Below are 19,789 nucleotides of genomic sequence, written 5' to 3'. Positions count from 1 at the left end.
TAGCCTCTGAACTCGGCATACACGTCGTGAACATGTTCGTGACATCGGCAATCGGCGTGCGGATCCACGACGCCGATCCTCGCAAGACCCAAGCCATGCAGCGACCGACGCGCAGAGCGGATGCAAAGCGTTGCGGCATGGAGCGCGTTCGATCACGACTGCGCGGCCGGCTCGGGATTTCTCTTCCGAGAGGCCGCTGAGTTTGGTGGGGTCGACGGAGTTGTGGATACGAGAGGTCGATGTGCTCGGGAATCGGCTCCACCGTCAAGCCCTCGCTTACGGCTGGAAGTACTCCGACATCAGATGGCTGACCCATTCCGGCTGCTGGACGTTTACCGGCAGGAACTCGGTCATCGTTGGCTTCAGGTCGATGACGGGGGTACCCGAGACCGCGTCAAGGCCGACCACCGTCAGTTCGCGGCCGCGCACGGATTCGATCGCGCAGCACGTCACCCCGATGCGGTTCGGTCGGCGGGGACCGCGACCGGCGAAGATGCCGACGGGCGGGAGGTCAGCGCGGCCGCGGTTCGGGCGAGGCTCGCGGTAGTCGTCGTGTTCCGGGAACTGATCGAAAATAAACAGCACGTCGACGTGGGAGAAGCCCTCCAACCCTTGCAGACACGCCTCGCCGAAGCGCTCGTCGATGGTGATCGTGCTGCGGACGGCACCCCAGTTGTCCGTGTGCTGGACATCCGTCCGGTCATTGCGCACCGTACCGATCGGATTGATCTCGAAGCTGAGCATGGAGAGAGGCTGTTCCCTTCAGTGAATGCGATCTTCGGCCGAAGCGGCGTGACACGTGGTCACGCGACGAGGAGGAGCACGCTGATCACCACCATCACCACGGCGGTGGCAGCGTGCACGCCGTACGCAACTGCCTTGGGGCCGTTGCTGCGCAACACGATCATCGCGTCGCCGGCGGGCATGCCGGAGGCGGCCAGCATGTACCAGCCCAGCAGGTGGGGCGTGGCGCCGGCCAGCACGATGAAGATCAAGATGCCCGAGGCGATGTCGCGCACGGCCTTAACCCTCAGCCAGGCACGGAAGGCGGGGTCCTCGGTCGGCGTGCCGGGGATGCCGAAGCCGGCTGCGGCGTGCGGCGCCCGGAAGGCGTTCAAGCCGATGACGATGATGCCTGCGCCGATCAGCCCGGCGAGGACGTTGGCGACGGCGGTAAGCACGGCGGTTTCCTCCTTGGTGACAGCAGCGACAATCTAGCGGCGCTAGATGCGATAGCGACGTTAGACTGTCTTCGACAGGATGTCTAGCGTTGCTAGGATGTAGTCATGCCCACCATCAGCGAGCGCCGCGAGCGTGAACGTGCTCACCGTCACCAGCTGATCATCACAGCCGCCCGCGAACTCGCGGAGGCCGAAGGCTGGGAAGCGGTCACGACACGACGGCTGGCTGAACGCGTCGAGTACAGCCAGCCGGTGCTGTACAGCCACTTCAATGGCAAAGACGCCATCGTCAGCGCCGTCGCCCTGGACGGATTCAGCCAACTCGCCGCCCACCTAAGCCACGCACGGCAGGCAGCCACCGAGCCCGGACAGGCTGCCTTGCGCGCCGTCAGCCACGCCTACCTGGCGTTCGCGACCGAGCGACCCGCCCTGTACCAGGCCATGTTCATCCTGCCCACCGACCTGAAGTTCGCGAGCACCGAGACACCGGCCCCGCTGCGGGCTTCGTTCGACGAGTTCGTCAACTGTTTCCACCCGGACAACGAGCGACGCGAACTGTTCGCCGAAGTCATCTGGAGCGCCTTACACGGCATCGCCGTCCTGTCGGGCAGCGGCCGCATCCCCCCTGACGGGCAGGAGGAGCGAGTCGACCTGATCATCGCTCAGATCGCCGGCACCCGACAGGACCGACAACGCCACAAGAGGGGATCGAGGTCAAGGACCTGAGCAGAGCGACCGAACGCACGCTCGTCGGCTACGTGTTCACCAGTGATCCGCACCGCACGGTCTGCCATGAGCGGATCGCTCGTCGCGTGCTTCGACAGGGGCCTGATCGTCGATGCCGGTCAAGGTTCGGACGCGCGGGCCGCGCAACAGGCTGCTGGCAAACGTCCACCCCGGCGACGGCTTTCATGTGCTCGGTAGAGGTGTTTCACGGTCGATCAGGTGAAGGTGCTCGCGCCACACCACGCCATACCACACCACGCCGTGCAGCAGGCGTGGCGGGAGCGGCGAACTCACCGTGGGGCGCATCAGTTGATCCTGACTGCGGAGGTTTGGCCGGGCGTCATGGGACGATCACCACGCCGCCACGAACGCCGCCTTGAGCCAGCCGCTCATGAGCGGCCGCGGCGTCGGCGAAGGGGTACACGCCGGCGACCCGAAGCAGGATGTCGCCGCTAGTAACGAGTTTGACCAGTTCACCCAGCCGCGATCCGTCCGGTAGCACCTCCAGCGCGAAGGTCCGGATTCCCCGCACCGGTTCCGGGCGAAGCGGAGGCGACGCGGCCACGTAGCCGCCACCGTCGCGGATGAGGTCCAGCAGCGAGGGACCGATCACCGCCAGGTCGATGACCGCATCGAACACCCCCGTCAGGTCGTCGGAGCGCGACAGGAATGCCGCGCCCAGCGACTCCACGAACGCACGGTCGTCGGTTCCGGCGAGACCCGTGGCGTGCAGGCCGGTCGCCCGGGCCAGCGGCAGAACGAACCCGCCGACCTGCCCGGCGGCGCCGGTGACGAGCACCGTCGAACCCGCCGGGAGCGCGAGCAGGTCGAGGGCCTGGGCGGCGGCGAGGCCGTTGGTCGGCAGGGTCGCCGCCTCGGTGGCGGGGACGCCGGCAGGCGCGGGGGTCAGCCAGGCTGCGTCAAGCACCACGTACTCCGCGTGGGCACCGACCGTGGTTTGCAGCCACGGCGAGAAGCCGACGACCACGTCGCCGATCGTGAACTGCTCGACCGCCGGGTCGACCGCGTCGACGGTGCCGGCCACATCCCAGCCGGGCGTGTACGGCAACCCGGTCGGCAGCGGGGCCGGGAACCGACCGGAACGGATCATCAGGTCGACTGGGTGGACGACGGACGCGGTGACCCTTACCCGCACATGCCCCGGCCCGGGCTCGGGCACCGGCACGTCGGCCACGTGCAGGACCTCCGGCCCGCCGAACTGTGCATAGCTGACTGCGCGCATCGCCGTCTCCTTCGTGGGACCTCGTGATCACCAAGACCGTACGAATCGGCGGGCACCATGAGAAAGTAGGTACCGTGAAGTACCTAGGGCACCGGTGGAGGGCATGATGGCGACGACGACTGCGGCACAACGCCGCGAACAGGCCAAACGCGACTACGACGCGTTCCTGCAACGGTGCCCGACCCGCGAACTGCTGAGCAGGCTCACCGACAAGTGGGTCGCACTGGTGATCCCAGCCCTCGCCGACGGCCCGCAGCGGCACAGCGAACTCGCCAACCGCATCGCCGGCGTCAGCCAGAAGATGCTCACCCAGACCCTGCGCACACTGGAGCGCGACGGCCTGGTCACCCGCACGGTCACGGCCTCGGTACCGGTCCGCGTCGACTACGAACTCACTCCGCTGGGCCATGAACTGTTCCCGGTCATGATCGCGATCAAGAACTGGGCGGAGACACACATGGACCGCGTCTTCGAAGCCCGCGCCCAATTCGACGCACGCCCCTAAACCTCAGGGCCTCGGCAAAATAGGGGTACGTCCTGATTAGACAGGCTTGCGAGGGGGCGGCCAGGGCGCGGTCGCGCCGGAGCGGTGTGCTGGCCTGGTGACCCATCTGGCCTTGGTGCCGGATCCTCGTGACCGGCGTGGGTTGCGACATCGGCTGGCCTCCATCCTGGCGGTGGCGGTGTGCGCATGCGCCCCCTCGCGCCCGGCGGCAACAGCAGGTGGCAGGGTGTGGAAAGTTGCGGCCGTGTTCGTCAAACGACGAGCGATAGACGGCTGCGCGTCAGGACGGAAGGCTGCTGCGGCGGGCATTGCGCGCGCGTACCTCGCGGGTGGCGGTGAGTAGCGCATCAGCGGCACGGTCGAAGTAGTCGAACAGCACCACCAACTCATCTGGCCGGTATCGCTGGAACACCTCGCCCAGCCGCTGCCGGGCAGGGCCGACGATGGTATCCACGTCGAGCTTGGGCACGGGTTCCACCAGCACCCGCCGCCGATCGGCCGGGTCGGCGGCGCGCCGTACGTGCCCTGCCCGTTCCAGCCGGTCGATCAGCCGGGTAGTCGCGCCGGTGGTCAGCCCGGTGCGCTCGGCCAGCTCGCCCGAGGTCAGCCGGCCGGCAAGATTCAGGACGCTGAGCGCCGCCCAGTCGGTCGGGTGCATCCCCGCCGCGTCCGCCGCAGCCTGCGCATGCGCGGTGACCGCGTCGAGGTAGCGCCGGAATGACTCATGGGCACCCTCGGGCAGACCGGGCGGTGGCGTGGCGTCGGCCATGGCGTGACGGCTCCTTCTGCGCTAATCTCTGCGCGCGAGCAGATATTGCGTCCATGCAACCTCTGTCTGTACGGAGCCAATATAGGCCTCGGCAGCAGACGACCCGGAAGGAAGACACATGAGCCACTCCGACCGCGCCGCCGACCTGACGGCGATCGCCGAGGTCATGGACGCGATCGCGCGCGCCTGGGACGCCGCCGACGCCGACGCATTCGGGCGCCTCTTCACCGAGGACGCGTCGTACGTGACCTTCGTCGGCACCCTCTACCGCGGCCGGGCCGACATCACCGAGGGCCACCGTGCCCTGTTCCATGCCTTCACCAAGGGCACCCGGATGGCCTCGGAAACCCTCATCACCACGTTCCTCGGCCCCGACATAGCGGTCATGGTCGGCCGCGGCGACACCTACAAGGGCCGCCGCCGGCCCGCCCTTTCCAAGATCCAGACCTACACCCTGGTGCGCCGACCAGAGGGCTGGCGGGTTGCGGCCTTCCACAACACCCGCCGGCGCTCACTGATGGAAGCAGTTCAGTTCCGCTTCGCTCCCGGCACCAGGCCGGCGGCGACTGTGTAACCGTCCGGTCCGGACGCTCGCGACACAACGGTCGACGTCACCGCCGGCAACACCCACGACCACTTCTACGTCGCCGCCACGGCCTCGGTATGGTGTTGGAAATGTCGGGTCTCAGGGTGGAATGATTCCGAGGATCGCTAGCGGTCGGTAGGCGTCGTGGGCGTTGTGGCGTAAGGCTTTGGCGATGTTGGTCCAGCCCTGGTGGCGCAGGATGCCGATGGCCAGGTTGCGCAGGCAGGCCATGACGCGGGGCGCGTTGCCGGTCCGCACCTGCCAGCCGTCCTCGCCGAAGGTGACGTCGCGGATATGATGCAACGCTTCTATGGCCCAGTGTCCGCGGACGTAGTCGGCCAGATGGGCTGGGCTGGCCTGGTAGGCAGTCAGGCTGGTGACCGCGTACACGGTCACGGTGCGCCAGCGCCCACCACGGCGGGGCCGGGTGCGTCGGGTGATCCGAATGGCCTGCACCGCGTGTGGGAACGGCAGACCGGTGACGGTCAAGAGGCCAGCCCACCCGGAGCGGCAGATGAGGACGCCATGGCCGTGGCCGAGGAAGTCACTATCGCGGGCCGGTGTCGCTCGACACCGGCTCGTCCAGCCGTTCGGGCAGGCGTCGAATCAGCCACCAGCCATACACGACGAAGAACAGAGCGACCACCGCCTGCCACCACAGCGCGGCCGCGCCCGGGCTGCGGAGCTGCACGAAATTGTCTGACGCGTGCAGCACGACCAGCGGCCAGATCGTGGCGAGTTGCCAGCGCAACGCCGCCAGCCCGAATCCGTACGCAGTGGTGCTGATCACCTGTGCGACCGTGTCGTCCCAAGGACGCCCGAACCACAAGGCGCTCAAGGCGTGGCCGAGTCCGAACAGCACACCCACCCAGACGGCTGCGCGCATCACGCCGAGGCGGGCGAGCACATACTGGTTGACGCCACGGCTGAGAGACTCCTCGGCGATGCCGACGGCCAGCATGGTCACGGCGGTACTGACGAGCACGGTGAGCGAACCGGTAACGCCCGGGGCCGCATACGACACAGTGACGGCAACGACCGGCAGGCACCACCACCACGAGCGATCAGGGCGTCGCCAGCCCAAAGCGGCACCGCGCCACCAACCCATCCAGGCAGCCAGCACGAGGACCCAGGCCGCGGTGCCGGCGTTGACCAGCGCGGGACCCAGATCCGGGAACCAGGAAACGGACAAGCCCCCAACGAGCTCTGCCAAGGCGAACAGCACGACGTGCCATGCCAGCGTCAATGCGGCAGCGACCCCGACCGGCGTCCGTCGTGCCCACTGCTGGATTCGTCCACGCACCCGCAGACCATACGGCAGGCACTTTCCTGCGCCAGGGCAACGCCCGTGAGGTCCATGTGCTGCCCAACTGGCCTCGTGAGCACCAGACACACAACGCTACATTGCGCCAAGATCACAAGTACTGTCCTCGGCAGCTCCGGACGTCGACTGGCACGGGGACCGGCCACGGAGCGCGACGGCTCCAGGCGGAGGGCGGCGCGCACGGTCTGCGGCATGTGAGCGCGCCGACATGCTGAACAGTCAGGCAGTGAACGCCGAGCTTCGATGTCCCCGAACGACACGGTGGCCAGGCGGATCCGCCCACTGTGGAAGATATCCGTGAGCTTGCCTGGTCGGGCTTTTAGCAGCGGGCACCGTGCATCCCTCGGGCGCGATCGTCGCGAGCGGGTAGTTCACAGCGAGCGCCTGATCGCGCGTCAGCGCGGTGACGAGCGTGGATTTGTCGACGTTGGGCGGGCCGACGATGCCGATGGTGAGGGCGACGTCGGGCAAGCGTAGGTGGGGCCCAACGAAGCGATCTGGCACGCGCGAATGACGAATCGCCCAGAGTGACGAACGGCCGCTCAGGAGCTTCCGGGCTCCGGGTAACGTCAGGGTTGCTCATCCCATACCGAGTATGCATACTCGGTAGCTATGTCGATCAGACACGGTCTCCTCGCCCTTCTCGAACGCGGTCCGATGTACGGCTACCAGTTACGGGTGACGTTCGAGGAATCCACGGGCGGCACCTGGCCGCTGAATATCGGGCAGGTCTACACGACGCTTTCCCGGCTGGAGCGCGACAAGCTGGTGTGCCCGCTTGCGGAGAGCGGCACCGGGCAGCGGCCCTACGAGATAACTGACGCCGGGCGCGCGGAGCTCGCGCTGTGGTTCGCCACTCCGATCAGCCACGGTGACCGGCCGCGTGACGAACTGGCGATCAAGTTGGCGTTGGCGCTGACGACGCCGGGTGTCGACGTGGGTGCCGTGGTGCAGACCCAGCGCACCGCCACCGTGCGGACGATGCAGGAGTACACGCGCCTGAAGCACCGCACCGACCGTCCCGCCGACCTTTCCTGGCGCCTGGTGGTGGACGCGATGGTGTTCCAGGCGGAGGCCGAGGTGCGCTGGCTCGACCACTGCGAGGTCAGCTTGCTGCGCTACGGCCCACCGTCGGTGTCCGAGAAGACACCGGTATCCGAGCAGGAGGCTGGAGACGAAGCCGAACGGGAGGCCGCGAGATGACGGTCCTGGAGCTGCGAGCGGTGCACCGGGTGCACGGCGCCGGGCAGACGGCCGTGCACGCCCTGCGCGGAGTGACGCTCACCGTCGGGGCGGGCGAGCTGGTCGCGGTGATGGGTCCGTCCGGATCAGGCAAGTCGACGCTGCTGAGCCTGGCCGGCGGCCTGGACCGCCCGACGGAGGGCGACGTGGTCGTCGACGGCACGGTCCTGGGCGGATGCAGCAGACGCGGGCTGGCCGCGCTGCGCCGCCGCCGGATCGGTTACGTGTTCCAGGACCTGAACCTGCTGTCCAGCCTCACCGCGGCCGAGAACGTGGCGCTGCCGCTGGAGCTCGACGGCATGCGGGTGCGCCGGGCCCGGCGGTTGGCGCAGGAGGCGCTGTGCGAGGTGGACCTGGACGGCTACGGTCCACGCTTCCCGGACGAGATGTCCGGCGGCCAGCAGCAGCGGGTGGCGATCGCCCGGGCGCTGGTCGGGCAGCGGCGCCTGGTGCTGGCCGACGAGCCGACCGGCGCGCTGGACTCGCAGACCGGTGAGGCGGTGCTGCGCCTGCTGCGGTCCAAGGTCGACGGCGGAGCGGCCGGTGTCCTGGTCACGCACGAGGCGCGGCACGCCGCCTGGGCCGACCGGGTGGTGTTCCTGCGCGACGGGCTCATCGTCGATACCTCCGGCCCGCTGGACCAGCCCGAGGAGCTGCTGACCACGCCCGGCGGTGCCGGATGACCGGCTGGCGCGCCGCGCTGCGGGTGGCGCGGCGCGAGGCACGGCGGGCCAGGGGACGCTCGGCGTTGGTCATCGCGATGATCGCGCTGCCGGTGGCGGTCATGGCGTTCGCGTCCGTCACGTACGACAGCTTCACGCTGCGCCCCGACGAGGAGGCCGACCGGCTCATGGGCGCCGGACAGGCCGCGATGCGATGGCCGCAGGAAGACCCGCTGTATCAGGATCCGGCCGAGCTGTCCTACATTTCCGCACCGCAGACAGTGCCCACGGGGCCTACCGGGCCGACCGCGCCGGAGGAGCCGGAGGCCGCACCGACGCTGCCGCGGCTTCTGGCGCTGCTGCCCACGGGCAGCCGGGTGATCAGCGATCACACGGGCCGGCTGACCGTGCACACCGCGACCGGCATCGGGGTCGTCGCGACCCGGACCCTGGACTACAGCGACCCCCTGGCACGCGGCCTCCTGCGTCCGGTTGCCGGGCGCCCGCCTGTGGCCGCCGACGAGGTGGCCCTGACCCCGGCGGCCACCGCCCGGTTGGGGACGCGGCTCGGCGGCACCGTCCGCCTGGCCGACGGCAGCCGCACCCTGCGCGTGGTGGGCCTGGTGGAGGACCCGACCGACATCCGGGCAACGGCGATCGTCGTGCACCCCGGTGGCCTGCCGCAGGGGATGCTGCCCGTCGACCCGCGTGAGGTGACCTGGCTGGTTGCCACGCCAAGTCCGCTGACCTGGAACCAGGTCAAGCAGCTCAACACACGCGGGGTGGTCGCGGTCTCCCGCCACGTGCTCGCGCACCCGCCGAGCGTGGACGAGCGGTACCCGGAGTTCCCGCGGGACGATGATTCGGAAGCCGGCATACTCATGCTGATCGCCGGGCTGGCGATCCTGGAGATCGTCCTGCTGGCCGGGCCGGCGTTCGCGGTCAGTGCCCGGCGCCGCCGCCGCGACCTCGCGCTGGTCGCCGCCGCCGGCGGCACGCCGGCACAGGTTCGCCGGATCGTGCTCGCCGACGGTGTCGTGCTCGGCGCGGTCGCCGCGGCGGCCGGCGTCCTGCTGGGTGTCGCCGTGGCCGCCAGCGGCCGCCTCTGGCTTGAGGAGCACCTCACTCACGTGAGGTCGGGCGCGTTGCGGGTCTTCCCGCTGGCGTTGGCGGTGCTCGCGGGGGTGGCCGTGGTGACCGGGGTGCTGGCCGCGCTGGTGCCCGCCTGGATCTCCTCCCGCCAGGACGTCGTGGCCGCACTGGCCGGGCGGCGCGGGATCACCCGGTCGCGGCGGCGATGGGTGGTGCTCGGCACGGCACTCGGTGCGGCGGGCGCGGCCACCGCCGCCGTCGGCGCCTGGGGGGTCGACGCGCCGCTCGTCCTCGCCGGACTGGTCACCGCCGAGCTGGGGCTGGTGCTGTGTACGCCGGCCATCGTGGGCCTGGTGACCCGGTTCGGCCGCTTCCTTCCGCTGGCCCCGCGCATCGCGCTACGCGACACGTCCCGCAACCGTACTGCGGCGGCCCCGGCGATCTCCGCCGTGATGGCCGCGGCCATGGCCAGCCTCGCCGTCGGGGTGGTGCTCACCGCGAGCGACGCCCGCGCCCGGGCGGACTACCGGCCGCTGGGACGGGCCGGGGACGTGTTCGTGCTCGCCACCGACCCCGGGCAGAAGGCGCGGCCGAGCGGCGCGTTCGCGATGCCGCCCGAGGTGTCATCGGCACTGCGCAGCACCTTGCCGGTGACGCAGATCTACCAGATCGGCGAAACGACGTGCGCCACCCAAAAGTGCCTCGTGTTCGCGCGCACGCCACCCGAGCGCCGCTGCCCCTACGCGAACCTCGACCAAGGGCGCGATCCGACCGCCGCCGAGCAGCGTGCAGCCCGCCGCGACGCCCGATGTGACGGCGTCGACATTCAGTACGACTACTTCGGCGGAGCGTTCAGTTCCAACGTCGGCATGACGTTCGTCATCGATCCCGAGGCGGTGGGCGCGCTCGTCGACATCCCGGCCGAGGAGGCCGCGCAGGTGGCCGCCGCCATGCGCGCCGGGGCCGTCGTCGTCGACGACCCGCGCCAGCTGGACAACGGCCGGGTGACGCTGGAGGTGCACACCGGTCCCTCCCGCGAGGAGATCCGCACCATCACGGCACCGGGCTTCGCGTTCGCGCACCCGCCGCGGACGCCGCTGGCCCTGCTCAGCCCGGACACCGCACGGTCGCTGGGCCTGTCCGGCACAACCCTGGTGACGCTGGCCACCACCAGCCGCGTGCCGACGGTCGCCGAGCAGGACCGGCTACGGGCCGCACTCGGCAACGAGTACGACGTGGTGGTTGAGCGCCACCCGCAGCCGAACCGCGCGTCGCTGCTGGTGCTGGCCATCGTGGCTGGTGTGATCACCCTCGGCGCCGCCGCGATCGCCACCGGGCTGGCCGCCGCCGACGGCCGCGCGGATCTCGCCACGCTGGCCGCCGTGGGCGCGTCCCCGTGGGTGCGCCGGGCCCTGTCGCTCAGCCAGGCCGGGGTGATCGCCGGACTCGGCTCGGTACTCGGCGGGATCGCGGGCCTCGGCGCCTCAACGGCGGTACTGGCGGCCGACAACCGGAACTTCGACAACATCTGGCCGGTTCCCACGCCTTACCCGATCGCGGTGCCCTGGCTCAACGTCACCATCGCGCTGCTCGTGGTACCGGTGGTGGCGATGCTCGGCGCCGGCCTGCTCACCCGCTCCCGGCTGCCGATCGAGCGGCGACTGTAGCGATGCGGGCGCTGAAACGCCGCTTGTCCGACATCGTCTACAACAGATGGTCACCGATGCGAAACAGCTTGCGACGGGCCCGGGAGGACACGTGGGGGCGACTCTGCAATCCAGCGCGGCCGACCTGAACCCCATGATCGACACTTTGGACAAGTCACTTCCCGGACCCACAGAACCCCAGCCTGGAACAACCCTCATGATCACCACTTGACATAGAGGGGTGCCGTGATCGAGTGCGCTCTCATCGGCATGTGAGTACGCCCTGGAAGCCGATGCCGGTGAGGCCGAGCGGCGTCGATTCCGGCTCGGCACTCCTCGGTCTGTGCCGGGTCTGTGCCAGGCTCTCACGCAGCCCCCGCTTTCGCGGGTTTAGGCCGCCATTTGGGCCTACCTGAAACGCGGTTTTTTCGTGCGTCGGTCAGTGTGCCCACCCCGTTCAGAATGCGGGCGAGCCCAAAGTCGAGCGCCTGGTCCTGGCCTTCCATCGCCTGGGCCGACGCCATCGCCGCGGTCACGGCGGGGAACGGGTCCTCTCTGCCGGCGAGCACGAGGTGCAGCGACGAGCCCATCGCACGCTCCGGGGTCGGTGCCGAGGACATCGCGGTGACCTGCTGGGCCAGGTTGCGGACGTGGCCGGTCAGCAGCACGGCCACGTCGAGCATCTCGCTGCCATGCAGCCCGAATCCGGTCATTGCGGTGACCGCGTGCTCCAGCCACGTCAGCTCGTTCGGACCGACCACCCGGGCGCCCACGGCGCCCACCGGCCCCCGTACTCGGCCGGCTGAACCTGCCCCAGGTGCTGCCGGTGCCCTAGACTTTCGCGCACCGAGGCGGCTATCCACCCGGGCGCTACGAGTTATGGGTCGCCAGCAGCAGGCTAGCGATCGCGGTATTCAGCGCAGCCAGCGGCCGTCGTCGGCGAGATCCTGGTGACGGCGTAGTCCTGGCCCGCCGGCATCGGCCGACGGGGCCAGGACCGACCGTGCTGGTTGGGTCGTTCAGCCCTTCAGGTGGCTGGACCACTCCACCGGCCTGTCGACAAGCCGCAGACCCCGGTACGCGGTCAGCACCCCGTCCGGGCCGAGCTGTCCGGCGAGTGCGCCGTTGGCGTCCACTTCGACCAGCACGCCTCCGCTCCCGCCGACCCGCACCCTCGTGGCGGGTCCGTCGAGCGGAGTCCGGTGCGCCGGCTGGCCGTCGATGGTCGTGTTCGGTGCCGGAGCGAGCTTCTCCTTCTCCGTCCGGTCTTTCTCTTCCTTGTACGGAGAGACGCTGACGTACAGCGTGTTCGTGAACGGCTGCGACGGGTCGATCGCCGTCCCCAGCGTGATCGAGGCGTACCACGAGCGAGGCGTCCGTACGGAGTCGGAGATGGCGACGCTGACCGGCGTGAGACCGGTCGGCAACGATGTCGCCTGTACGGGCAGGGGAACCTTCCCGCTGCTGCTCAGCTTCATCGAACTCGCGATCCTGTGTGCGGTGGCCCTGGCGTCCAGGCCTGGGTCGTTGCCCTGGAAGCGGAGCTGGGCCCAGCCGTCGGGCGCGTACCGCCAGCGGAGGATTGTCTCAGCACCCTCGGCTCCGCTGTAGGTGATCCACGAAGCGGCGTTGTCGTTCACCGACTTGGCGGCGACGGCGTCGAGTTCGGTGCCGCGGCCACCGACGTCACGCTGAGGCGCAGCCGGGGTGAGCCCTCGGGGATAGAGGACCGCCGAGAAACTGCCCTTGTCGGAGTTGGCATCCCGGTCCTGATCCGCCGACAGGAAGGCGACCGAGCCGGTCTGACCAGGGCTGAAGCCCGCATGGTACTGCCGGTGGTCGTAGCCGTCGGGCAACCACCCGAACGTGAGGTACAGGCCCATCGGGTCGATGGTGGCCGGGGCCTCGGGGAGGGTGGCCAGGCCGGCCGGCTCCGCAGCCACCACCGTGTAGTTACCCACCACGAGCATGTTCGCGCCACCGTCCTTGGCGGGCTCGCTCCCGAACCGGCCGGGTACAACGGCCACGCCGATGGCGAGTGCGGCAACCAGTGCGGCGGCAACGGCGGTAGGGCCGTACCAGCGCTGGCGGCGGCCGGTGCGCATCGCCCGGTCCACGTCCAAAATCCTCGAGCGGGGCGCCTCGATTCCCTCGTTGCCGAGGCGCATGAAATGTGCGATGTCGCGGTCTTCTTCGATCATTTCTGACTCCTCAGCGTGTTGGTTTCGGACGGAAGGAGGCGGCGCATCCTCTCCAGACCCTTCCGGGCCTGGCTCTGGACCGTGCCGGGTGAGCAGTTCAACGCCTTCGCCGTTTCCGCGACCGACAGATCGTGGAGGTAGCGCAGCACCAGGACGGCGCGTTGCCGGGGTGCCACGTGCCGTAGGGCGGTCGCCAGGTCCAGCCGGTCGGTGGGGTCGGTCCCGGTGGTCGCGGCTCGTTCTGGCAACTCGGTGCCGAGGCGGACCCGGGCCCAGCCGAGCCGTTGCCCGTCGATGAATCGACGCAGCAGCATGGTACGGACGAGCGCGTCGAGACTGTCCGCCTTCCGCGCCCGACTCCAGTTGCGGTAGAGCTCGGTCAGCACCTGCTGCAGGACGTCGTCCCCCCGGTCCCAGTCACCGGCCATCAGGTACGCCACTCGACGCCAACGGTCCATCGTGGCGCGGACGTAGGTGGTGTACTCCTCGTCGGCCGCTGCCTTGTCGCTATTTCGGAACAGCACCCGCAGGTCACCCCTTCAGTCGGTATGCGTTGGCGATCGTCTGACGGACCGTGTTGCCGGCCGAGTCCACGGCGAACGCCCGAATCGAGGCGAACCCATTGGCAGCCGGGTGGTCCACGGTCGCGGTCCAGGTGTCGCCGCTGCGGACCAGGCGGGCTGGCTGCCACGTCTGACCACCGTCGTAGGAAACGTCGAGGGTCAGGCCCACGATGGTTGAGCGCGGTGCCCCGGTCTGCCGCTGCACCGTCACCGGGAAGCGGAACTGCCGGCCGGCTGGAGCCGCGTTCTGCCCGTCCAGCGTCGGCATGGACCGCACCGCCATGACCGGCAGGTGCTGAGCCTTGTCGCCCGACACGGGCGCGGAACGGAACGTCCAGGTCGCGCTGACCCGGGTCGACAGCTCCGCCTCGGCGATCCGGTTGTCCTCGGCCTCGAACCGGTAGTTGGCCACCTTCGGCGGTACGTCATAGGTTCCGTATCCGGTTGGCGGCACCTCCACGCCGTCGCGGTAGAGGGCACGTCGACTCGACTCGGTATCGGCGGAGCCGGCGTGGCTGAGCGTCCTGTCGGCGAACATCGGCGGAACCAGCCACAACCTGTTCGCGGTACGGGACATCCACAGATCGCCGTGGCTCGCCGGTGCGGGAAAGCCCGGACCGAACGGGGCCGCCAGCCACTGCTCGGTCTGTCCCCCGACTGGGTAGGCGGTCGGGGCGGACTCCTGACCGACGTCGCCGCCCTGGAGCTCCGAGTTCCACCGGACGCCACCCTCAGTCGTGTAGTACTCGGTCCGGTCTCCCGGCGGAGCGACCAGACTGCCCCCACGCCAGGTGTCCTGGTAGTCGGGCAGCGAAGGTTGAGAGCTCTTCTCCACGGTCTGTGCGATGCGGTGCTCCGCCTGGACCACCGCCAGGTCACTGTGCTGGACCTGCCGGGTGAACCCGCTGGGCAACCGCCCCGGCGGATACCAGGCCAGGTTGTACAGATGTGAGAACCCGCCGTTGGCCGCAGGCTCGCCCCACCAGCTCAGCACCCGACCCTTCATCTGGTCGGCCGGTAGTGCGCCGCCCAGGTATGCCGTGTAGAGCGGCTCGAAGCCACCCAGGCTGAACAACGAACTGCTGGATAGGCTGCCGTCCGGGAGATGCCGGTAGAAGCCGACGCTCGATCCGAGCGGTTCCGCGCCCGACCTGGGCACCGAGACGCTCGCGCCGCGCTGGGCCACCCGGGCGTCGAGCATGACGACGGTGTCACCGGTAAGGCTCAACTCCGGTTGAGTCAACAGACTGCTGTCAACTTCACCCGCGATCGTGGTGGTCAGATGGTAGCGGCCCTTGGGCAGCCGTAACGTGACCGTGCCGTCCGGGTCGTACGGCCACGTCGCACCGGAGGCGGTAACACCGTCCAGGACCGTGGTGTACGACGGGGTCGGTGCGCCCGTGCGGTCGAGGTGGGTCAGTGTGAGGTCGTAGCTCTCCGGCTCGCGGTCGACGACGAAAAGGGTACGCAGCGATGTGCCGTCCCCGGCCGCCCCTACGGTGCCAAGGTAGATGCCCTCGGCGCCGGAGACCCGGGTGTCCGCAGTGAGGGTGGCCGTGGCGGTGCCACCGGCCGGCACGGTGAGCCGGCTCGGCTGCACCTGGAACATGCCGGCGGGCGCGGGCTTCCCGTCCGGGCCGGTGACATCGGCGGCGAGGGTCAGCGTGACGGGCGCGCCGCCGGAATTGTGGTACGTCAGCGTACGGTTTACCGGCTGGTCGTCGGTATGCGGCCAACGCTGCAGGCCGAGGTCGACAGTGGCCGGCTCGACCCGGACCGTCCGCGTCGACGCGGCGGCCACGTCGAGACGACCCGCCCCCTGCTCGTGGACGGTCAACCTCGGGTTCGGTACCGCCGCACCCATCAGGCTCGCCTTGAGGTCTGCGGACCGCCAGCCGGCGTGCTGCTGGGCCAGCAGCACGGCTGCCCCGGCGACGTGCGGGGTGGCCATGGAGGTGCCGGACATGCGGGCGTACGAGGCACCGACCGGATCGTCCGGTTCGGAGCCGGCGGCCCGGGCAGCGACGATGTCCACGCCCGGAGCGGTGATCTCCGGCTTGATCGCGCCGCCACCCGTCCGCGGCCCGCGACTAGAGAACCAGGCAAGGTCATCATTGGCGTCCACCGCGCCCACCGCCAGGGCAGCGTCGGCGCTGGCCGGCGAGCTGACCGTCCCCGATCCAGGGCCTTCGTTGCCGGCGGCGATGACGAAGAGCGTGCCGTGCTGGGCGGTCAGGTTGTTGACCGCCTCCTCCACGGGGTCCACCTCGGGGGTGTCGCCGCCGCCCAGACTGAGGTTGACCACCTTTGCCCCGCTGGTGGCGGCCCACTCCATGCCAGCCATGATGGCCGAGTCGGAGCACCCGTCCCAGGTGCAGACCTTGCCGGCCAGCAGAGTCGCATCCGGGGCGACCCCCTTGTACTTTCCGTCGGAGGCCGCGCCCGAGCCGGCGATGATCGAGGCCACGTGCGTGCCGTGACCGACGAGGTCGTTGGTGTCCGCGTCTTCGGTGAAGTTGCGGGTCGCGATGATCCGCCCGGCGAAGTCCGGATGGGCCGAGTCGATGCCGGTGTCGAGTACGGCGACCTTCACCCCCCGACCGGTGTACCCGGCCTGCCAGACGCTGGGGGCGCCGACCTGCGGCACGCTCTTGTCGAGGCGCACCCGACGCCGGCCGTCCAGCCAGACCCGGGTGGTCGGTGCGCTACTCCGCACGCCCGGCGTCATGGTTGCCGAGAGTTCCGCCCAATACCGGCCGGCCTCGGGCTTCGCGACGTGCACCGCTCGACCCTTGACGCTGGGCAGTTCGCGGACCACCCGCCGACCGGCGCCGGCCGACGCAACCGCGGTTCTGATGCCCACACCGGGGATCACCAGCAGCGGCAGGTCACCCACCGATGCGTCGTCGTAGCCCATCTCCAGCAGGCTGGTGACGTCGAACAGGCGGCGGTCCACCTGTTTCGAGCCGATCAGTCCCAGCGCGTCAGCGGGGATCACGTAATCGTGGCCGGCCACCCGCTGCTGGTGAAAAACGACCTTCCGGCGTCCCGGGCCGGGCTCCACCCGGAAGCCGCCGTTGTGTACCCGCACGCGGTCGCCGGAAAGCAACGTCACGGTCCGCTCGCCGGAAAGCGCACCCGCCGCCGGGCGGTGGCCCGACCGGTCGCCGCCCGGCTGGGGGATGGCAGCGGCCGGTACGGCACCGCCCATCGCCAGGGACAGCGCCAGCACGGGAACCAACCCGCGCCGTGCCGTCCGTCTCCATCTCGTCACTCGTCTCGCCCTATCTATCGATGCGAAGGTGGCCAAGAGGGAGTCGATGTCGGGACCGGGTCTCGTTGTCCGTTGCGCCGATGATCTTTCGACCGGGCGACGGGCTCGCCGTCGCCGCCGTACTGCGAAACAGCTGAGGCCGAGAGCAAGAATGTCGCAGAGTTGATCAAGGAAACCGAGCCAAGGACGCCGCGGGACGCGCTCGAAATTGAGCTATCGCATTGCTGAAACAGCAGGTGGCTGACTGCAGAAACGAAAACAAAAGTGATCTTGGCCTGGGTGGGGCAAAGCGGGCAAGTGGCCGTACTTCAGATAAAACTGATTACCTGAAACATACTCCCGAAATGGCTTCGAGCAGGTAGGCCGGGCCGGTGCCGACAACCCCACTCCCGGCTTCGGTCAGCGTGGTGGGCGAGGCAGGCGGGTGACGTTGCGGGCGTGCTCGAGCGCTTCGCGCAGCTGGTGGACTTCGAGGGTGAGTTGCTGGATGTTCGCGATTGCCACTTCCAGGTTCGCGGTGAGGTTGTGGTTGTCGCGGCGCAACCGCGCGTTGTCGCGGCGCAGGTTCCTGATGGTGGCGACGTCGGTCGCGGGTGATGCTGCCGGCGTGGTGTGGCCGGGTGTGAGCTCGGCGCAGATTTCGGGGAACCGACGACGCAGGGTGGTGTTGGGCAGGCCGAGGCGCTGGGCGAGGCCGAGGACGCTGGGCCGGCGGCCGGTGGTGGCGGTCTCGCGGTGCATCGCGTCGAGGGCCGCGCGAACGTCGGTGTCGGTAAGCGGCGGCGGCTGTGTCATGGTGCCTCGGTGGGTTCGTGACGGGTCAGGAACGTGGTGATCTTGTCGCGGCGGTCGGTGAGCCGGTGGATGAGCAGCGGCGGCAGGGGTGGCCGTTGGTCGAGTTGAATGCTGATCTGGTCGGCTTCGGCGCGCAGGGCGGCACGGTTGGCCAGGGTGAGCGCAGTGTTGCGGCAGTCGAGAGGTTGGCAAGCAGCTTGGGCGGGGCGGGTGGTGCCGCCGCTGTCGGGTCGGGGATGACACATGGCTTTGGCGGGGTCGAACACGCAGGTGCTGTAGGTGCCGGGGTAGATGTGTGGGTCGCGGCGCTGCATGAGTCGTTTCAGGCGGGCGGGGTCGGTGACGACGGCACCGGTGAACCCGGTGCCGGCCGCCGGGTGGGCAGGCGATGGTGTGGTGGACGGGGCGGTGTCGGCTGCGGCGGTGAACGTGGTGATGCGGCGCTGGGCGTCGGCGGCGGCGGGTCCGGTCAGGTTTGCGTGGTGGTGGCTGGTGGTCATCGCCAGGAGGTGTTCGCCGCGGGCGAGGGCTTGTTCGGCTTCGACTTCGGCGCGGAATCCGGATTCGGAGGTGCCGGCGTAGCCTTCGAACATATGGATGCTCAGGTGCCGGTACTGGATGGCCCCGACGATCGCGCCGCCGGGGCGGCGGGCGATGTGCCAGGCAAGGGTGCGGCGGAACTGGCGGGTTTGCAGGGAGTGTCCGCCTGGCATAGGCGGGATCGTGTCGGTGCGGCCATGGGTGTGGCAGTAGGTGTTGACCCAGGTGGTGAACTGGTTGAGCAGTTCATTGGTGCGTCCGACGTGTTGCGTACGGGTCGGGCGCGTCTCGGGGCTGTTGCGGGTGCCGCCGTTGGCGACGGTGCGGAACAACTCGTCGACGGTGTCGGGCTGCAGTCGTTGCAGGACGTCAACAGCGCGGGCGGCGGCTGCGCCGATAACCCAGTTGGCGGTGGTCCCGGCGGGGTCGGTTTCGCCTTTGAACGCCAGGCTGGTGATCGTCCACCGGTAGGGGTGGCCGGTGCTGTCGCGGTGGGTGCGGACGCAGTTGCGACGCAGGTGCTTGATCTCGCTGTCGCGCATCCCGGACAGGTAGGCGATGGTGATGTAGCAGGCGGCCTGCAGCAGGATCGCCAGCGGCACCGTGCCGTTCGGGTCCGACGTTGAGGTGCCGATGTGCGGCAGCCACGGTTGCCCGTCAAGCTGCCCGGTAATCGGGATCGGCACCGGAGGCGAGACGGTGATTCCGGTGCGGGCCGCGACCGCAGCGATCTTCGTACTGTTCGGCGGGAGGTACAGCGCTGAGTCGCTGCAGCCGATCTCGGCGGCCAATGCCGAATAGTTCACCTTGCCGGCATGCCCGGGCAGCGGACGACCGGAGGACAGGTAGCGCTCCAGCGTCGCGTGGAGCTGCTCCTGGACCGCCGCGGCGGGCAGCCGGCTTCGCCGCCGAGCGTGGCGGTGCTTCTGCCAGTGCGCGCGGGCGGCGATGATGTCCGGTGCGAAGTCGTCGACGAAGCGCAGGCACCAGGCCAGCAACGGTCCCATGACGTCTTCGGGGATCCGCAGCGTGGTGTTCTCCGCGCGGCGGCGGGTGCTGTTGCCCCAGCCGTCGGCGTCCAATGGGTCGACGCTGAGCCGGTCGGTGGGCAGGACGGTCCGGTAGCGCCAGAACAGCCGGACGGCGACCTCGGCGACCTCCCGCGATGCGCCGCGGCCCAGCACCGAGTCCAGGTGTGAGCTGTAGGCGGCGAGATCGGCAGCGGTCAGGTCCCTCAGCGCCTGCTGTTGCGCTCGGGTGTCCAGCCAGATAGTGAAGCGTTTGAGGTCGACCAGGTGCCGGCTGCTGTTGCAGCCAGCATGCTGACCGGCGACGGAAGTGGTCGGCGGTCGTTCCAAAGCCCTATGATCGAACGCACTACTTTCGGCAGATCCGGACGTCGATTGCTATGGGAGACCGGTCGCGGAGCGGACGTCGAGT

General features: G+C 69.4%; 19 protein-coding genes. 6 read left to right on the top strand and 13 right to left on the bottom strand.

All coding sequences use genetic code 11. The features are described 5' to 3' along the window. Nucleotides 1-276 precede the first annotated feature (276 nt). Both Pma05_RS38325 and Pma05_RS38320 read right to left on the bottom strand, forming a co-directional pair. Nucleotides 277-744, bottom strand: a complete 468-nt coding sequence (locus tag Pma05_RS38325; protein ID WP_203862440.1) for an SAM-dependent methyltransferase — start codon at nt 742-744, stop codon at nt 277-279. A 59-nt stretch (nt 745-803) separates the two neighbouring features. Further along, nucleotides 804-1,181: a DUF4267 domain-containing protein gene (locus tag Pma05_RS38320; protein WP_203862439.1), complete on the bottom strand. Its 378-nt coding sequence runs from the start codon at nt 1,179-1,181 to the stop codon at nt 804-806. 105 nt (nt 1,182-1,286) lie between these two features. On the opposite strand from Pma05_RS38320, the gene Pma05_RS38315 reads away from it, so the two are divergent. Continuing rightward, entirely contained in the window at nt 1,287-1,907 is a 621-nt protein-coding gene (locus Pma05_RS38315; RefSeq protein ID WP_203862438.1) for a TetR/AcrR family transcriptional regulator, read from the top strand. Nucleotides 1,908-2,247: 340 nt separating this feature from the next. Here Pma05_RS38315 and Pma05_RS38310 read toward each other — a convergent pair whose 3' ends face one another. Continuing rightward, nucleotides 2,248-3,150, bottom strand: a complete 903-nt coding sequence (locus Pma05_RS38310; protein ID WP_203862437.1) for an NADP-dependent oxidoreductase — start codon at nt 3,148-3,150, stop codon at nt 2,248-2,250. A 106-nt stretch (nt 3,151-3,256) separates the two neighbouring features. Here Pma05_RS38310 and Pma05_RS38305 point away from each other — a divergent pair, with 106 nt between their 5' ends. Beyond that, nucleotides 3,257-3,655, top strand: coding sequence for a winged helix-turn-helix transcriptional regulator (locus Pma05_RS38305; protein ID WP_203862494.1), 399 nt, complete (start codon nt 3,257-3,259; stop codon nt 3,653-3,655). A gap of 280 nt (nt 3,656-3,935) precedes the next feature. Here the strand turns inward: Pma05_RS38305 and Pma05_RS38295 are convergent, their stop codons facing one another. Next, on the bottom strand, nt 3,936-4,424 hold the full coding sequence (locus Pma05_RS38295) for a MarR family winged helix-turn-helix transcriptional regulator (RefSeq protein ID WP_239314016.1): 489 nt from the start codon (nt 4,422-4,424) through the stop codon (nt 3,936-3,938). Nucleotides 4,425-4,542: 118 nt separating this feature from the next. On the opposite strand from Pma05_RS38295, the gene Pma05_RS38290 reads away from it, so the two are divergent. Continuing rightward, a complete protein-coding gene (locus tag Pma05_RS38290; RefSeq protein ID WP_203862435.1) occupies nt 4,543-4,998 on the top strand; it encodes an SgcJ/EcaC family oxidoreductase in 456 nt (151 codons plus the stop codon). A 111-nt stretch (nt 4,999-5,109) separates the two neighbouring features. On the opposite strand, the gene Pma05_RS38285 is transcribed toward Pma05_RS38290, so the two are convergent. The 3 genes from Pma05_RS38285 to Pma05_RS43645 form a co-directional block, all read right to left on the bottom strand. Next, complete coding sequence (locus Pma05_RS38285) at nt 5,110-5,499, bottom strand: transposase (protein WP_203862434.1); 390 nt, start codon at nt 5,497-5,499, stop codon at nt 5,110-5,112. A gap of 58 nt (nt 5,500-5,557) precedes the next feature. Next, nucleotides 5,558-6,313, bottom strand: a complete 756-nt coding sequence (locus Pma05_RS38280) for a CPBP family intramembrane glutamic endopeptidase (RefSeq protein ID WP_203862433.1) — start codon at nt 6,311-6,313, stop codon at nt 5,558-5,560. A 240-nt stretch (nt 6,314-6,553) separates the two neighbouring features. Continuing rightward, the gene (locus Pma05_RS43645; RefSeq protein WP_372441628.1) at nt 6,554-6,838 is read right to left on the bottom strand and encodes a GTPase; all 285 of its coding nucleotides are present in this window, start codon (nt 6,836-6,838) and stop codon (nt 6,554-6,556) included. Between the two features lie 108 nt (nt 6,839-6,946). Here Pma05_RS43645 and Pma05_RS38270 point away from each other — a divergent pair, with 108 nt between their 5' ends. The 3 genes from Pma05_RS38270 to Pma05_RS38260 are packed head-to-tail and all read left to right on the top strand — an operon-like array spanning nt 6,947 to nt 10,997. After that, entirely contained in the window at nt 6,947-7,537 is a 591-nt protein-coding gene (locus Pma05_RS38270; RefSeq protein WP_203862431.1) for a PadR family transcriptional regulator, read from the top strand. After that, nucleotides 7,534-8,259, top strand: a complete 726-nt coding sequence (locus Pma05_RS38265) for an ABC transporter ATP-binding protein (RefSeq protein ID WP_203862430.1) — start codon at nt 7,534-7,536, stop codon at nt 8,257-8,259. The genes Pma05_RS38270 and Pma05_RS38265 overlap by 4 nt, the downstream gene beginning before the upstream one ends. Next, on the top strand, nt 8,256-10,997 hold the full coding sequence (locus Pma05_RS38260; protein WP_203862429.1) for an FtsX-like permease family protein: 2,742 nt from the start codon (nt 8,256-8,258) through the stop codon (nt 10,995-10,997). Before Pma05_RS38265 ends, Pma05_RS38260 begins: the two co-directional genes overlap by 4 nt. A gap of 344 nt (nt 10,998-11,341) precedes the next feature. On the opposite strand, the gene Pma05_RS38255 is transcribed toward Pma05_RS38260, so the two are convergent. The 6 genes from Pma05_RS38255 to Pma05_RS38230 form a co-directional block, all read right to left on the bottom strand. Continuing rightward, nucleotides 11,342-11,749: a TetR/AcrR family transcriptional regulator C-terminal domain-containing protein gene (locus tag Pma05_RS38255; protein WP_203862428.1), complete on the bottom strand. Its 408-nt coding sequence runs from the start codon at nt 11,747-11,749 to the stop codon at nt 11,342-11,344. Between the two features lie 246 nt (nt 11,750-11,995). Then, on the bottom strand, nt 11,996-13,177 hold the full coding sequence (locus tag Pma05_RS38250) for a hypothetical protein (RefSeq protein ID WP_203862427.1): 1,182 nt from the start codon (nt 13,175-13,177) through the stop codon (nt 11,996-11,998). Continuing rightward, nucleotides 13,174-13,701, bottom strand: a complete 528-nt coding sequence (locus Pma05_RS38245; protein ID WP_239314010.1) for a SigE family RNA polymerase sigma factor — start codon at nt 13,699-13,701, stop codon at nt 13,174-13,176. Before Pma05_RS38245 ends, Pma05_RS38250 begins: the two co-directional genes overlap by 4 nt. A gap of 7 nt (nt 13,702-13,708) precedes the next feature. After that, nucleotides 13,709-16,972, bottom strand: a complete 3,264-nt coding sequence (locus Pma05_RS38240; RefSeq protein ID WP_239314008.1) for a S8 family serine peptidase — start codon at nt 16,970-16,972, stop codon at nt 13,709-13,711. A gap of 441 nt (nt 16,973-17,413) precedes the next feature. Continuing rightward, entirely contained in the window at nt 17,414-17,809 is a 396-nt protein-coding gene (locus Pma05_RS38235; protein ID WP_203862426.1) for a hypothetical protein, read from the bottom strand. Next, nucleotides 17,806-19,707, bottom strand: a complete 1,902-nt coding sequence (locus Pma05_RS38230) for a hypothetical protein (protein ID WP_203862425.1) — start codon at nt 19,705-19,707, stop codon at nt 17,806-17,808. The genes Pma05_RS38235 and Pma05_RS38230 overlap by 4 nt, the downstream gene beginning before the upstream one ends. Between the last annotated feature and the right edge of the window lie 82 nt (nt 19,708-19,789).

Origin of the sequence: Plantactinospora mayteni, from assembly GCF_016862935.1 — a bacterium.
In the GTDB taxonomy this organism is placed as follows: domain Bacteria; phylum Actinomycetota; class Actinomycetes; order Mycobacteriales; family Micromonosporaceae; genus Plantactinospora; species Plantactinospora mayteni.
The sequence above is the reverse complement of the archived record's forward strand: the minus strand, read 5'-3'. Positions and strand labels throughout refer to the sequence as shown.

Excerpts from the sequence above, each read along its gene's own strand:
- Pma05_RS38295 (WP_239314016.1), bottom strand. The coding sequence starts at position 4,424 with ATGGCCGACGCCACGCCACCGCCCGGTCTGCCCGAGGGTGCCCATGAG.
- Pma05_RS38270 (WP_203862431.1), top strand. The coding sequence starts at position 6,947 with ATGTCGATCAGACACGGTCTCCTCGCCCTTCTCGAACGCGGTCCGATG.
- Pma05_RS38260 (WP_203862429.1), top strand. The coding sequence starts at position 8,256 with ATGACCGGCTGGCGCGCCGCGCTGCGGGTGGCGCGGCGCGAGGCACGG.
- Pma05_RS38310 (WP_203862437.1), bottom strand. The coding sequence starts at position 3,150 with ATGCGCGCAGTCAGCTATGCACAGTTCGGCGGGCCGGAGGTCCTGCAC.
- Pma05_RS38250 (WP_203862427.1), bottom strand. The coding sequence starts at position 13,177 with ATGATCGAAGAAGACCGCGACATCGCACATTTCATGCGCCTCGGCAAC.
- Pma05_RS38305 (WP_203862494.1), top strand. The coding sequence starts at position 3,257 with ATGGCGACGACGACTGCGGCACAACGCCGCGAACAGGCCAAACGCGAC.
- Pma05_RS38315 (WP_203862438.1), top strand. The coding sequence starts at position 1,287 with ATGCCCACCATCAGCGAGCGCCGCGAGCGTGAACGTGCTCACCGTCAC.
- Pma05_RS38290 (WP_203862435.1), top strand. The coding sequence starts at position 4,543 with ATGAGCCACTCCGACCGCGCCGCCGACCTGACGGCGATCGCCGAGGTC.
- Pma05_RS38265 (WP_203862430.1), top strand. The coding sequence starts at position 7,534 with ATGACGGTCCTGGAGCTGCGAGCGGTGCACCGGGTGCACGGCGCCGGG.
- Pma05_RS38325 (WP_203862440.1), bottom strand. The coding sequence starts at position 744 with ATGCTCAGCTTCGAGATCAATCCGATCGGTACGGTGCGCAATGACCGG.
- Pma05_RS38235 (WP_203862426.1), bottom strand. The coding sequence starts at position 17,809 with ATGACACAGCCGCCGCCGCTTACCGACACCGACGTTCGCGCGGCCCTC.